Source organism: Candidatus Microbacterium colombiense, assembly GCA_029203165.1.
In the GTDB taxonomy this organism is placed as follows: Bacteria; Actinomycetota; Actinomycetes; order Actinomycetales; family Microbacteriaceae; genus Microbacterium; species Microbacterium colombiense.
Genome location: CP119308.1, coordinates 2414649 through 2429153, shown reverse-complemented (window position 1 = coordinate 2429153; position 14505 = coordinate 2414649). Strand labels below are relative to the sequence as shown.

Here is a 14505-nt window from a genome sequence, read left to right as displayed (position 1 = left end):
CTGACTCACGCTCCTGTCTCGGGCGGACCCAGTTTCTCCCAGCCCTCGGTGATGACTCGACCGTACAGGACATCGGGGTCGAGTCTGCGCAGCTCCTCCGCGAGGCACTCGCGCAGCGTGCGCCGCGGCAGGTGCAGATCGTGGTCGGGCTGACCGGGTTGCGTGAGCACCGCGACGCCCGGCGTCGGACGCTCGAGCAGGATGTCACCGGACTGGCGGGTGAGGCGTACCGACTTGATGCCCTCCTGCCAGTGCTCCGGATCCTCGTAGGACCAGCTCACGGGCACGTCGAGCGCCATCTGCAGCCACGCGGCGAGCAGCGCGGTCGACGGTGATGCGGCGGCTCCGCGCACCTCGACGGCAGTGATCGTCTCGAACGGCGGCTGGTCCAGCACGGCGGCCAACTGTTCGCGCCAGTGGGTCAGCCGCGTCCACGACAGATCGGTGTCTCCCGGCGCGTGCGTCTCACCGAGGAGTGCCAGGCGGTCACGCACATCGCTGGCGGTGGCGGCGTCGGTGATGCGGCGCTGCGCGATCTTGCCGAGCGGGGACTGCGCGGGCGAGACGGGAGCGTCCTCGGGCCACCAGGCCACCACAGGAGCGTCGGGGAGGAGCAGACCCGTGATCAGGCTCTCCTCATTGCTGGCGGCATCGCCGAAGGCGCGCAGCACCACGACCTCGCTGGCGCCGGCGTCGCCGCCGACGCGGATCTGCGCGTCGAGACGCGAGTCGCCATCGCCGGTCGTGAGCACGATGACCCGCATCGGGTGCTCGCGGGAAGCGTCGTTGGCCGCGTCGATGGCGGCCTCAGCGACTCCGTTGCGCGCCGAGATGACGAGCGTGAGCACGCGTCCGAGGGCGACGGCGCCGCCCTCTTCGCGCACCTTCACGAGCTGCTTGGCGACCTGGCTGACGGTCGTGTCGGGAAGTTCGATGATCACGGTCGTCTCCAGACTCGTCCGTCGCGGGCCAACAGGTCGTCGGCGGATGCCGGCCCCCATGAGCCGGGCGCATACTGCTCCACAGGGCCACCTTCGGCTGCCCAGTACTCCTCCACGGGGTCGAGGATCTTCCACGAGAGCTCGACCTCTTCATGCCGCGGGAACAGCGGCGGGTCACCGAGGAGCACATCGAGGATCAGTCGCTCGTAGGCCTCGGGGCTCGCCTCGGTGAACGCATGGCCGTAGCCGAAGTCCATCGTCACGTCGCGCACGTTCGTGCCGTTCCCCGGCACCTTGGAGCCGAACCGGATCGTGACGCCCTCATCGGGCTGCACGCGGATGACCAGGGCGTTCTGCCCGAGCTCCGACGTGTTGCTGCGACCGAACAGGTGCTCCGGGGCGCGCTTGAACACGACGGCGACCTCGGTCACACGACGGCCGAGGCGCTTGCCCGTACGCAGGTAGAACGGCACGCCCGACCAGCGGCGCGTGTCGATCTCGAGCTTGATGGCCGCATATGTCTCGGTCGCCGACTTGGGGTTCATCCCCTCCTCGTCGAGGAAGCCGGTGACCTTCTCGCCGCCCTGCCATCCACCGGCGTACTGTCCGCGGGCCGTGGCGAGGGAGAGGTCGTCCGGCACGTGCACGGCCGCCAGGACCTTCTCCTTCTCGGCGCGGAGGTGCTCGGCGGAGAGGCTGATGGGCTCCTCCATCGCGGTGAGCGCCAGCAGCTGCAGCAGGTGGTTCTGGATGACGTCGCGCGCCGCGCCGACACCGTCGTAGTAGCCCGCGCGTCCACCGACGCCGATGTCCTCGGCCATGGTGATCTGCACGTGGTCGACGTAGTTGCGGTTCCAGATGCGGCTCGTACAGCTCGTTCGCGAAGCGCAGCGCCAGGATGTTCTGGACCGTCTCCTTGCCGAGGTAGTGGTCGATGCGGAAGATCGAGTCGGCGGAGAATGCCACCTCGAGAGCCTTGTTCAGCTCTCGCGCGGACTCGAGGTCGTGCCCGAAGGGCTTCTCGATCACGACGCGGCGCCAGCGGTCCTCGCCCTCGTCGTCTCCGACGAGACCGGAGTCCTTGAGCTGCTGCGCGACGACCGCGAACGACTTCGGCGGGATCGAGAGGTAGAAGGCGTGGTTGCCCATCGTTCCCCGCTCGACGTCGAGCTGGTCGACCGTCTCACGGAGCTTGCGGAACGAATCCGGGTTGTCGAACTCGCCCGACACGAAGCGGATGCCCTGCAGCAGCTGGTCCCAGGTCTCCTCGCGGAACGGAGTGCGGGCGTGCTGCTTCACGGCGTCGTACACGACCTTCTGCGAAGTCCTGGTCCTCCCAGTCGCGCCGGGCGAACCCGACCAGCGCGAAGCCGGGGGGAGCAGGCCGCGGTTGGCGAGGTCGTAGACCGCGGGCATGAGCTTCTTGCGCGACAGGTCACCGGTCACGCCGAAGATCACGAGGGCGCTGGGCCCTGCGATCCGGTTGAGACGGCGATCGTCGGGGTCGCGCAGCGGGTTCTGCCCGCGCGAGATGGGAACAGACATCGGTCGGGGGATCTCCTGCTGTCTACTTCTGGGCGGCTTCGAAGAGTGTGAGCACGTCGGCGGACGAATCGTGATCGTCAGGGAGACGACCGGACGGCCGTGCTCGGCGAGGACGCGCGGCGTCGCCGGCGGCCTGGGCCTGGATGAGCTGCCCGAACGTGAACGGGCGCTCCGGGATCTCGAGATCCACATCGGTGCGTTCCAGGATCTGCAGGAACACGCCGCTGCGCGGGCCCGCCCTTGTGGTACTGGCCGGTGGAGTGCAGGAACCGCGGTCCCCAGCCGAACGTGGTCGGACGACCCGATCGGCGGCGACGAGCTCGCGCAGTCCCTGCGAGCTGCGGGATGTCGAGACGGTTCGACGTACGCCTGGATCGACACGTAGCCGTCGGCGGCGAGCTGTGCCCAGAGGGCGTCGAGCGCACCTCGACGGTTCCGGACGCCGCGAGCGCCGCGTCGGACACGCGCACCTCGACGCCGTTCTCCGCGAACGCCGGGGCGGTCGGCTCGGGGCGGGCGTCGAGCAGGCCGCGTGCGGCGACCTTCGCCGACTCGACGTCGGGCTGGTCGAACGGGTTGATGCCGAGCAGGTGCCCGGCGATCGCCGTCGCGTACTCCCAGACGATGAGCTGGCGCCCAGCGATCCGCTCGACCAGCACCTCGCCCTGGTGGCGCTCGTGCAGGTGGAACTCGTTCGCGTCATCGACGAGTCGCACGATCTGCAGGTCGCCGGCGAGCGTCCGAGCTCGGGGGAGACGGGGAGAGGACGACGGGCAGGATGCCGGTTCCGTCCTTGCCGGTCGACTCCGCGATCAGCTGCTCGATCCAGTCCGGCAGCCCCTGATGTGCGTGCCGTCGCGTGATGAGTCCGAGCTTGTCGCGGCGAGGGCTGGTCGCGGCGATCGCGGCGGCGAGGACGAGCGCGGGGTTCTCGGCGAGTCGACCGCGACCTCGAGCAGCGAGGCCTCCGCCTCGTCGAGGAGCTCGTCGATGTCGACGCCGGCGAGGCCCGACGGCACGAGCCCGAACGCCGTGAGCGCGGAGTAGCGTCCGCCCACGTTGGGTCGGCGTTGAAGACGCGGTAGCCCGCTTCGCGGGCCGAGGCGTCGAGCGGCGAGCCCGGGTCGGTGACGACGACGATGCGCTCGGTCGGGTCGATGCCGAGGTCGCGGAACGCCGCCTCGAAGGCGCGCGCTGGCGAGTCGGTCTCGACGGTCGACCCGGACTTCGACGAGACGACGAGCGCGGTGTCGGCGAGGCCCTCGTCGAGAGCGGCGAGCACCTGCCCGGGGCGGTCGAGTCGAGGATCGTCAGCGGAACGCCGGCGGTCTGGCGATGACCTCCGGCGCGAGCGAGGAGCCGCCCATGCCGGCGAGGACGACGCGCGTCGACGCCCTTGGCGTGCGAGCTCGTCGCGCAGCGCGGTGATCTCGGCGACCAGCGGGCGCGAGATCGAGACGGCCTCGATCCAGCCGAGGCGGACGGCGGCTCCGCCTCGGCGGCCGGGCCCCAGAGGGTGGTGTCGCCGGCGGTGATGCCGGAGGCGACGAGGTCGACGACGAGACGGGGGACCGGTCGTCGATCGCGCCCGTGCGGCGCCCGAGGCGTGGATCGAGAACGTCATCGCTGGGCCTCCAGCGCCTCGGAGACGGCTGCGCGAGCAGTCGTGCCAGGAGTCGATGAACTTCGCGACGCCCTCGTCCTCGAGCACCTGGGTGACGTCGGCGAAGTCGACGCCGACGGCCGCGAGGCTGTCGAAGACCTGGTGCGCGTCGGCGTAGCGCCGGTGATCGGTGTCGCCCGTGACGACGCCGTGGTCGAAGGTGGCCTCGAGCGTCTTCTCGGGCATCGTGTTCACGTGCCGGCAGCGACGAGCTCGGTCACGTACAGCGTGTCGGGGAGTGCCGGGTCCTTGACGCCGGTCGAGGCCCACAGCGGACGCTGCGCGTTCGCGCCCGCGGCGACGAGGTCCTGCGCGCGCTCGCTCGGCGAACTCCTGCTCGAACAGCTCGTAGGCGAGCGCGCGTTGGCGAGCCCGGCCTTGCTCTTGAGCGCAGCCGCCTCGTCGGTGCCGATCGCCGTCGAGGCGCTTGTCGATCTCGGTGTCGACGCGCGACACGAAGAACGAGGCGACGGAGTGGATCGTCGACAGGTCGATGCCGGCGGCCTTCGCCGTCTCGAGACCGGTCGAGGTAGGCGTCGATGACCTCGGCGTAGCGCTCGAGGCTGAAGATCAGCGTCACGTTGACGCTGATGCCCGGCGCCGATGGCCTCGGTGATCGCCGGAAGCCCGGCCTTGGTCGCGGGGATCTTGATCGAGCAGGTTGGGGCGGTCGACCTTGGCCCACAGCTCCTTGGCCTGCGCGACGGTGCCGGCGGTGTCGTGGGCGAGGTCGGGGGAGACCTCGATCGACACGCGGCCGTCGACGCTGGTTCGCGCTCGAAGACCGGGCGGAAGATGTCGAGCGCTGCGGCGACGTCGTGCGTGGTGATCTCGAAGACCGCCTCGTCGACGTCGGCGCCGGCCGCGGCGAGCTCGGTGACCTGCGCGTCGTACGAGTCGTCCTTCGGTGATGCGCGTTCGCGAAGATCGTCGGGTTCGTGGTGACGCCCACGACGTTGTGCGTCGCGATCAGCCGGCGAGGTTGCCCGACGAGATGCGCGTGCGGGAGAGGTCGTCGAGCCAGATGCTGACGCCGGCGGCGGCGAGCTGTGCGGTGGGGGTGCTCATGCGTTCTCCTTGGTGCTGTCTGGCGGCGATGGTCTCGCGGCGGCCGTGACGACGGCCTCGGTGGTGATGCCGAACTTCTCGAACAGGGTCTTGTAGTCGGCGGAAGCGCCGAAGTGGTCGATCCGACCGACGTCGGCCGGGTCGCCGACGATGCCGCGCCACTGACAGCGACGGACCGGCCTCGACCGAGACGCGGGCCGTGACGGCGGCGGGGAGCACGCGACTCGCGGTACGCCTCATCCTGCTCGTCGAACCACTCCAGCGACGGAGCGGAGACGACGCGGACGCCGACGCCCTCGGCGGCGAGAGCGTCGCGAGCCTCGACGGCCAGCTGCACCTCGGAGCCCGTGGCGATCGAGGATCACGTCGGGCGTGCCGTTCGGCGCCTCGGCGAGCACGTAGGCGCCCTTGGCGACGTGGGCTGCCGCCGCGAAGGTCGCACCCTCGGCCGCATCCTCACCGCGCTCGAACACCGGGATGTTCTGACGCGTGAGCGCGATGCCGGCGGGCCCCGCCTGGCGACGCAGGATCTCGAGCCACGCGTCAGCGGTCTCGTTGGCATCCGCGGGGCGGACGACGGCGAGGTTCGGGATGGCGCGCAGCGTGGCGAGCTGCTCGATCGGCTGGTGCGTCGGGCCGTCCTCGCCGAGGGCGACGGAGTCGTGGGTCCAGACGAAGACGCGGGCACGTTCATGAGGGCGGCGAGACGGACGGCGGGACGCATGTAGTCGCTGAAGATGAGGAAGGTGCCGCCGAACGGCGCGTCGTTGCCGTGCAGCACGATGCCGTTGAGGATCGCGCCCATGGCGTGCTCGCGGATGCCGAAGTGCAGCACGCGGCCGTACGGGGTGCCCGACCACTCGTGCGTCGACCACTCCGAGGGGATGAACGACGGCGCGCCCTTGATCGTGGTGAGGTTCGACTCGGCGAGGTCGGCCGAGCCGCCCCACAGCTCGGGGAGCTCGGCGGCGAGTGCGTTGATGACCTGGCCGGATGCGGCGCGGGTGGAGACGTCCTTGCCGGCCTCGAACACCGGGAGTGCCGTCGACGATGTCGGTGGGCAGTTCGCCGGACTCGAGGCGGTCGAGCAGCTGCTTGCGCTCGGGGTTCGCTGCCGCCCACGCGTCGAAGCGACGTCTGCCACTCGGCGCGAGCCTCGGCGGCACGTACGGCGAGGCCGCGCGTGTGTGCGATCACGTCGTCGGCGACGGCGAAGTGCTGCTCGGGGTCGAAGCCGAGGACCTTCTTCGTCGCGGCGAGCTCGTCGGCGCCGAGCGCCGAGCCGTGGATCTTGCCCGAGTTCTGCTTGCCGGGCGAGGGCCAGCCGATGATCGTCTTGAGGATGATGAGCGACGGCTTCGAGGTCTCGCCCTTGGCTGCCTCGATCGCGGCGTAGAGCTCAGCGACGTCTTCGACGTACTCGCCGGTCTTCTTCCAGTCGACGGTCTGGACGTGCCAGCCGTAGGCCTCGTAGCGGGCCGCGACGTCCTCGGTGAAGGCGACGTTGGTGTCGTCCTCGATCGAGATCTGGTTGGAGTCGTAGATCGCGATCAGGTTGCCGAGCTGCTGGTGGCCGGCGAGCGAGGATGCCTCGACTGGTCACGCCCTCCTGCAGGTCGCCGTCGCCGGCGATCGACGTAGATGAAGTGGTCGAAGGGGCTGGTGCCGGCCGCGGCCTCGGGGTCGAACAGACCGCGCTCGTAGCGTGCCGCGTAGGCGAAGCCGACGGCGGAGGCGAGACCCTGGCCGAGCGGGCCGGTCGTGATCTCGACGCCCTTGGTGTGGCCGTACTCCGGGTGGCCCGGCGTGAGCGAGCCCCACGTGCGCAGCGCCTTCAGGTCGTCGAGCTCGAGACCGAAGCCGCCGAGGTAGAGCTCGACGTACTGGGTGAGGGAGGAGTGTCCCGCCGACAGGATGAAGCGGTCGCGGCCGAGCCAGTCGACGTCGGTCGGGTCGTGGCGCAGCACGCGCTGGTACAGCAGGTAAGCCGCCGGAGCGAGGCTCATCGCGGTGCCGGGGTGGCCGTTACCGACCTTCTCCACAGCATCCGCCGCCAAGATCCGCGCGGTGTCCACTGCTCGTCGATCGATTTCTTCCCACTGCAATTCCGACACGTCCATGCCCTTTCCGACAGTTTCAAGGGCGCCGTTATTCCCTGGCGCATCCGCATCTGCTCAGGCGCAACCGCCTCATGGAAAAGGGGGATCACAGCGCCAGGCGCGAGTGTTTTCAGCATAGCGGTGCGCTCATTCCGTCTGACGCTGTCTTACGTCGCGCGGCGGGCCCGGGCGGGGATCGGGCCGCGCGCCGGGGTGCCCTAGACTGGAAGAGCTGTCATGACGCGTGTGGAGGAGGCGATCGAGATCTCGACGATGTCTGATCAGACCGTGGGGACGCAGTCCTTCGGTCGTACGGTGAAGGCCTATATCGCCCTCACCAAGCCCCGCGTCCTGGAACTCCTGCTGGTCTCGACCGTGCCGGTGATGTTCCTCGCCCACGGTGGTCTGCCCGACCTGTGGCTGGTCCTCGCCACGGTGATCGGCGGCTCGCTGAGCGCGGGATCCGCTGCCGCGTTCAACATGTACCTCGATCGTGACATCGACGCGCATATGCACCGCACCGAGAACCGTCCGCTCGTGACAGGCGAGATCACCCCACGTGGCGCACTGATCTTCTCCTGGACCCTTGCCGTCGTGTCGACGGTGTGGCTGTTGGTCACCACCAACTGGCTGGCGGCGACGCTCTCGGCCGTCGCGATCTTCTTCTACGTCGTGATCTACACGATGATCCTCAAGCGCCGCACCGAGCAGAACATCGTGTGGGGCGGCATCGCGGGATGCTTCCCGGTGCTGATCGGCTGGGCGGCGGTGACCGAGTCCCTGGACTGGCCCGCATTCATCCTGTTCCTGCTGATCTTCCTGTGGACGCCGCCGCACTACTGGCCGCTCTCCATGAAGTACCGCGACGACTACGAAGACGTCGATGTGCCCATGCTCGGTGTCACGCGCAACGCCTCTCAGGTCGGGTTGCAGGTCATCCTCTACGCGTGGGCGACCGTGGCCTGTTCGCTGCTGCTCGTTCCGATCGCCGGCATGGGTCTCGTCTACACGGTCTCGGCGCTGGTGTTCGGCGGCTGGTTCATCTACGAGTCGCACCGCCTCTACAACCGGGCCGTGCACGGAACCGAGGCTCGCCCGATGCGCGTCTTCCACGCATCGATCACCTACCTCACGCTGATCTTCGTGGCAGTCGCCGTCGATCCGCTCCTGCCGTTCTGAGCCGAGGACTGACACAGACTCCGTAACGTAGAAGAGGGGGCGCCGTGAGACGGCGCCCCCTCTTCTGTCGGATCTCAGCGTGTGATCGACGGCTCCGTCTCGGTGACGGGCGTCGTGTCGGCGTCCTTCGTGTCGGAGTCCTTCGTGTCGGCGTCCGACACCTCCGAGGCGGTCGGGGCATCGATCGTGGCGGCGGGGGCCTCGTCGACGGTCGCATCGTTCTCCGCGGTCCAGTCGATCGGCTCCACGACGACGGGCGTCGCTGCGGGGATGAGCGCCTGAACGGCGGTCAGCGCCACCGCGAGCAGGATTCCGAGGACACCGGCGGCGAGCAGCGCGGCGCCGACGACCACCAGTGACTGGCCGACATAGACCTCGACACCGGTCGCGGTGCCATCGGTCAGCGTGCTCGTCATCGTCCCCAGCTGTCCGGCGACGATCCAGCCGCCCACCGCGGTCGTCGCAAGCGAGAGGACGAGGAGGAGCCAGAAGCCGATGCTGCGTGTCAGTGACTTGTTCATGTCGACCACCCTCGCCGATGCGCTGATGAGTCGCCGATGTGCCGCCTATGCATCGCCTGTGCGCGAGAGGATCCCGCGTCAGTCAGAGGTTCCGGCGGGGCGCTTCAGGCGAAGCACGACGACCGTGTAGGTGGCCGCGGACAACGAGGCGAGCACCATGTGAATTCCGACCAGCAGCGGAGGGAGGCCCTCCCGGGCCTGCCAGACACCGACGCCGACCTGCACCACGATCGCGAACACGAGCACGAGCAGCCAGCGACGCGGACGCAGGCGCAGTACCCAGGCGGAGATCGTGAGAGCCAGGACGAGCCCGGCCAGGATGTACCCGGGCCAGGAGTGCACGTGGGCGAGCACGGTGGCGTCGAAGCCGTGACGCTCCACATCGGCGTCGCCCGAGTGCGGGCCCGAACCCGTGGTGAGCACGCCGAAGAGGATCGTCACGGCCAGAGCCAGGCCGGTGACGTGGGAGAGGATGACGAACCAGAGCGGCACCGCCCGTTCGCGCGCGCCGGCTGGTTCGTACATCCGAACCAGGAACGCGGCCGTGACGCACACCAGCAGCAGCGAAGACGTGTAGTGGAAGCCGACGATCAGCGGGTTGAGGCCGGTCAGCACGGTGATGCCGCCGACCAGGGCCTGTGCCACCACGCCGATCAGGGTGATCCAGGCGAGGAGCACCAGGTCGCGGCGTGCAGGCGTCGTGCGGACGGATCTGACGGCAGCGGCGATGACGGCGATCAGCAGCACACCCAGCGCGATCGGCGAGGCCGGCACGTGCAGAGGAGTGGCGATCGCGAAGGCCACTCCGGCGGCGACGATGCCGCCGGCGGCGAACCAGAGCGATGTCACGAGCCCGCGCTTGCCGCTGATGGTGTGCAGCACGAGGAGCACGACGGCGAGCGCGATGATGCCGACCACGCCCGTCATCAGACGGTTGCCGAACTCGATGAGGCCGTGGATTCCCTGCACCTCGAGGATCGGCACCAACGACTCAGGGGTGCAGAGCGGCCAGTCCGAGCATCCGAGCCCGGAGCCGGTGAGGCGCACAGCCCCTCCGGTGCCGATGATGATCGTCTCGCTGATGAACGACAGCCATGCGAGGATGCGCAGCGCGCGTCCCCACAGGGGAGGACGCGACGCCGTCGCGTCGAGGCCCCTGGCGTTCGGGGAAGCGGAGATCGTCGTCTCGGGCATTAGTCCTCCGGACCGCGGGGTGACATGCCGAGCACGGCCCGGTCACCAGGCAGAACCTGTAGAATCGGATTGTTGTGATGAGCGCTGACCGCGCTGAAGCATCGTCAACAGTTTAGGCGCGATGGATGCGCCGGTGATGAGGGCCCCACCAGCGGCACCCGCTCCCCGCAGACTCGACGGGGGATCAGGTGTGTCGGGGCGGATGACACCGTTGAGGCCCAATAAGGAGAGTGTGATGTCGGATGTGCTGATCGACCGCCCAGAGCTTGACGGCCTGGGGGTGTACGAGTTCGGGTGGCATGATGCCGATGCTGCGGGCGCCATCGCGAAACGCGGGATCTCCGAAGAGGTGGTCCGCGGGATCTCTGCGCTCAAGAACGAACCCGAATGGATGCTGAAGACCCGCCTCAAGGGCTACCAGCTCTTCGGCCGCAAACCGATGCCCACGTGGGGTGCCGATCTCAGCGAGATCGACTTCGACAACATCAAGTACTTCGTGCGCTCCACCGAGAAGCAGGCGCAGTCGTGGGAAGACCTTCCCGCCGAGATCCGCGAGACCTACGAGCGTCTCGGCATCCCCGAGGCGGAGCGTCAGCGCCTCGTGGCCGGTGTCGCGGCTCAGTACGAGTCCGAGGTCGTCTACCACCAGATCCGTGAGGATCTGGAGGAGCAGGGTGTCATCTTCATGGACACCGACACGGCTCTCCGCGAGCACCCCGAGATCTTCCAGGAGTACTTCGGCACCGTGATCCCCGCGGGCGACAACAAGTTCGCCGCGCTGAACACGGCCGTCTGGTCGGGTGGATCGTTCGTCTACGTCCCCAAGGGCGTGCACGTCGAGATCCCCCTGCAGGCGTACTTCCGCATCAACACCGAGAACATGGGCCAGTTCGAGCGGACCCTGATCATCGCCGATGAGGACAGCTACGTCCACTACATCGAGGGCTGCACGGCCCCGATCTACAAGTCGGACTCCCTGCACTCCGCCGTGGTCGAGATCATCGTGAAGAAGAACGCCCGCGTGCGCTACACGACGATCCAGAACTGGTCGAACAACGTCTACAACCTCGTCACCAAGCGCGCCGTCGCCCACGAGGGCGCGACCATGGAATGGGTCGACGGCAACATCGGCTCCAAGGTGACGATGAAGTACCCGTCGATCTACCTGATGGGTGAGCACGCCAAGGGCGAGACGCTCTCCGTCGCATTCGCCGGTCCCGGTCAGCATCAGGATGCCGGCGCGAAGATGATCCACATGGCGCCGTACACGCAGTCGTCGATCGTCTCGAAGTCGATCGCCCGCGGCGGCGGACGCGCGGGTTACCGCGGCGAGGTCCGTGTCGACGCCGGTGCACATCACTCGGCCAACACGGTGCGCTGCGACGCGCTCCTGGTCGACACCAAGTCGCGCTCCGACACGTATCCGGCGATCGACATCCGCGTCGACGACGTGCAGCTGGGCCACGAGGCCACGGTCTCGAAGGTCAGCGAGGAGCAGCTCTTCTACCTGCAGTCGCGCGGTATGCCCGAGGACGAGGCGATGGCGATGATCGTGCGCGGCTTCATCGAGCCGATCGCACGCGAGCTGCCGATGGAGTACGCCATGGAGTTGAACAAGCTCATCGAAATGGGCATGGAAGGATCGGTCGGCTGAGATGACGTCCCAGACGACGGCGCCGACGGCGTCGCACTACACGAGCGCGCATGTGGACCCGGCGGCCCAGGTGGCAGACGCCGGCTTCGTGCCCGTGCAGACCCGGTCCGAGCGCCCGCACTCCTTCGAGCCCGCCGACTTCGGTGCTCCCACCGGCCGTGAGGTCAACTGGAAGCACACGCCCGTGGCCCAGCTGGGCGCGCTGTTCGAGGTCGCCGAGCCGAACGACGGTGTCACCTACGAGTTCCGCTCGGGTGAGCAGTACCGGCAGGCTCCGCTCGCGCCGGGCACCGCTCCCCGTGGCGAGGTCTTCCTCGGCGAGGACATCACGGCCGCCGTCGCATGGCAGGGCGCTCGTGAGGGCCTGCACATCCGCATCCCGCGCGAGGAAGAGGTGGCCGAGCCGGTCTTCCTCTCGATCGAAGGGCAGGGCGCCGGGCGCCGGGCCGATGCGCACATCGTGATCGAGGCGCTCGAGCACAGCGTCGCGACGGTCGTGCTGCAGCACACGGGCGTCGCCCACTACGCGCAGAACGTCGAGATCATCGCTCGCGCCGGGTCGAAGCTCACCGTCATCAGCCTGCAGCAGTGGGACGACGCGGCCGTGCACGCCTCGGCGCACCAGGCCCGTGTCGATGCCGACGCCGTGCTCAAGCACTTCGTCGTCAGCTTCGGCGGCGGCGTCGTGCGTGTGAACCCGAACGTCGAGCTCGCAGGCGCGGCATCCGAGGGCTACCTCTACGGTCTGTCCTACGCGGATGCCGGCCAGCACCTCGAGAGCCAGGTCTACCTGCACCACAAAGGGCCGCACACCACGGGCGACGTGCTCTACAAGGGTGCGCTCCAGGGCGAAGGCGCGCACAGCGTGTGGATCGGCGACGTGCTCATCGGGCCGAACGCCACCGGCACGAACTCCTACGAGGCGAACCGCAACCTGGTTCTCACGGAGGGCGCTCGCGCCGACTCCATCCCGAACCTCGAGATCGAGACCGGCGACATCCAGGGAGCCGGCCACGCGAGTGCGACCGGACGCTTCGACGACGAGCAGCTGTTCTACCTGCAGGCCCGTGGGATCAGCGAAGAGGAAGCACGCCGCCTGGTCGTGCTCGGCTTCCTGACCGACATCGTCCAGCGCCTCGGCATCCCCACGCTGGAGTCCGAGCTGCTCTCCGCGATCGAGACCGAGCTCGCGGCGGTGAGTGCGTGAGCGCCGAACGCGTCTGCGGCGTCGACGAGCTCGAACAGGACACACCTCTGCGCGTCGACCCGGGTGGTGTTCCGATCACCGTCATCAAAGACGGCGACGGCGTCATCCACGCGATCGGCGACACCTGCACCCATGGCGACATCTCGTTGTCCGAGGGCTTCGTGGAAGGCGACACGGTCGAGTGCTGGGCGCATGGCTCCGCATTCTCCCTGCTCACCGGCAAGCCCCAGAATCTCCCCGCTTATGAGCCCGTTCCGGTCTACGTCGTCGAAATCGACGGTGACGACGTGCTCATCGATCCGACTGTGATTAAGGAAGTCTGAATGTCTGTTCTCGAGATCCGCGACCTGTTTGTGACGGTCGAGACCGAGGCGGGGACCACCCCGATCCTCAACGGAATCACCCTCACCATGAACACCGGTGAGACGCACGCCATCATGGGCCCCAACGGCTCGGGCAAGTCGACCCTGGCGTACACCATCGCCGGTCACCCCAAGTACACCGTCACGAGTGGTTCGATCACCTTCGACGGTGCGGACGTGCTGGAGATGACCGTGGACGAGCGTGCTCGCGCCGGTCTGTTCCTGGCGATGCAGTACCCGGTGGAGATCCCCGGTGTCACGGTGACGAACTTCCTCCGCACGGCCAAGACGGCCCTCGACGGGGAAGCGCCGGCGATCCGCGGCTGGACCAAGGACGTCAAGGCGGCCATGGCGAACCTGCGCATGGACCCGAAGTTCGCTCAGCGCAACGTCAACGAGGGCTTCTCGGGTGGCGAGAAGAAGCGCCACGAGATCCTGCAGCTCGAGGTGCTCCAGCCGAAGTTCGCGATCCTCGACGAGACCGACTCCGGCCTCGACGTCGATGCGCTCAAGATCGTCTCCGAGGGCGTGAACCGCGCGAAGGAATCCACCGGACTCGGCGTGCTTCTCATCACGCACTACACCCGCATCCTCCGCTACATCCGCCCCGACTTCGTGCACGTGGTCGTCGCCGGCAAGATCGTGGAAGAGGGCGGACCGGAGCTCGCCGATCGGCTCGAGGACGAGGGTTACGACCGTTTCCTCGACCCCGCCGCCCCCATCGAGGCGTAGGCTGACCGCATGACAGCGACGCTCACAGACCAGAAGTATGACGAGGTCACCGAGGCTCTGAAGGACGTGATGGATCCCGAGCTCGGGATCAACGTCGTCGACCTCGGCCTCATCTACGATCTCGCCTGGGATGACGAGAACGACGCTCTCGTCATCCACATGACGCTGACCAGCGCGGGATGCCCGTTGACCGACGTGCTCGAGGACCAGACCGCGCAGGCGCTGGACAACGTCGTCGACCAGTTCCGCATCAACTGGGTGTGGATGCCGCCGTGGGGTCCTGAGCGGATCACGGACGACGGGCGCGACATGATGCGCGCGCTCGGCTTCGCGATCTGAG

Annotated in this window: 9 protein-coding genes and 4 pseudogenes; 6 read left to right on the top strand and 7 right to left on the bottom strand. The window is 68.3% G+C overall.

Annotated features, from left to right (window positions below; all coding sequences use genetic code 11):
* Positions 1-5: 5 nt before the first annotated feature.
* From P0Y60_11765 to tkt, 5 genes and pseudogenes are all read right to left on the bottom strand, one after another.
* Positions 6-941, bottom strand: coding sequence for a glucose-6-phosphate dehydrogenase assembly protein OpcA (locus tag P0Y60_11765; protein ID WEK60015.1), 936 nt, complete (start codon positions 939-941; stop codon positions 6-8).
* Positions 938-2486 (bottom strand): annotated as a pseudogene (gene zwf, locus P0Y60_11760) (glucose-6-phosphate dehydrogenase). Before zwf ends, P0Y60_11765 begins: the two are co-directional and overlap by 4 nt.
* A 22-nt stretch (positions 2487-2508) precedes the next feature.
* Positions 2509-4110 (bottom strand): annotated as a pseudogene (locus tag P0Y60_11755) (glucose-6-phosphate isomerase).
* 39 nt (positions 4111-4149) lie between these two features.
* Positions 4150-5217, bottom strand: a pseudogene (gene tal, locus P0Y60_11750) (transaldolase).
* Positions 5214-7337 (bottom strand): annotated as a pseudogene (tkt, locus tag P0Y60_11745) (transketolase). The pseudogenes tal and tkt overlap by 4 nt, the downstream one beginning before the upstream one ends.
* 252 nt (positions 7338-7589) lie before the next feature.
* On the opposite strand from tkt, the gene P0Y60_11740 reads away from it, so the two are divergent.
* The gene (locus P0Y60_11740; GenBank protein ID WEK62910.1) at positions 7590-8495 is read left to right on the top strand and encodes a heme o synthase; all 906 of its coding nucleotides are present in this window, start codon (positions 7590-7592) and stop codon (positions 8493-8495) included.
* 74 nt (positions 8496-8569) lie between these two features.
* Here P0Y60_11740 and P0Y60_11735 read toward each other — a convergent pair whose 3' ends face one another.
* Together P0Y60_11735 and P0Y60_11730 are read right to left on the bottom strand one after the other, a co-directional pair.
* Complete coding sequence (locus tag P0Y60_11735) at positions 8570-9016, bottom strand: hypothetical protein (protein ID WEK60014.1); 447 nt, start codon at positions 9014-9016, stop codon at positions 8570-8572.
* A gap of 78 nt (positions 9017-9094) precedes the next feature.
* Complete coding sequence (locus P0Y60_11730) at positions 9095-10210, bottom strand: COX15/CtaA family protein (GenBank protein ID WEK60013.1); 1116 nt, start codon at positions 10208-10210, stop codon at positions 9095-9097.
* Positions 10211-10445: 235 nt separating this feature from the next.
* Here P0Y60_11730 and sufB point away from each other — a divergent pair, with 235 nt between their 5' ends.
* The 5 genes from sufB to P0Y60_11705 are packed head-to-tail and all read left to right on the top strand — an operon-like array spanning position 10446 to position 14504.
* Positions 10446-11864 carry a Fe-S cluster assembly protein SufB gene (gene sufB, locus P0Y60_11725; GenBank protein ID WEK60012.1) on the top strand — a complete coding sequence of 473 codons (1419 nt, stop codon included), beginning with the start codon at positions 10446-10448 and terminating at the stop codon, positions 11862-11864.
* 1 nt (position 11865) lies between these two features.
* Positions 11866-13071, top strand: a complete 1206-nt coding sequence (gene sufD, locus P0Y60_11720) for a Fe-S cluster assembly protein SufD (GenBank protein ID WEK60011.1) — start codon at positions 11866-11868, stop codon at positions 13069-13071.
* The gene (locus tag P0Y60_11715) at positions 13068-13394 is read left to right on the top strand and encodes a non-heme iron oxygenase ferredoxin subunit (protein ID WEK60010.1); all 327 of its coding nucleotides are present in this window, start codon (positions 13068-13070) and stop codon (positions 13392-13394) included. Before sufD ends, P0Y60_11715 begins: the two co-directional genes overlap by 4 nt.
* Positions 13395-14165: a Fe-S cluster assembly ATPase SufC gene (gene sufC, locus P0Y60_11710; protein ID WEK60009.1), complete on the top strand. Its 771-nt coding sequence runs from the start codon at positions 13395-13397 to the stop codon at positions 14163-14165. It abuts the gene before it with no gap.
* A 9-nt stretch (positions 14166-14174) separates the two neighbouring features.
* Positions 14175-14504: a metal-sulfur cluster assembly factor gene (locus P0Y60_11705; protein WEK60008.1), complete on the top strand. Its 330-nt coding sequence runs from the start codon at positions 14175-14177 to the stop codon at positions 14502-14504.
* Position 14505 lies beyond the last annotated feature (1 nt).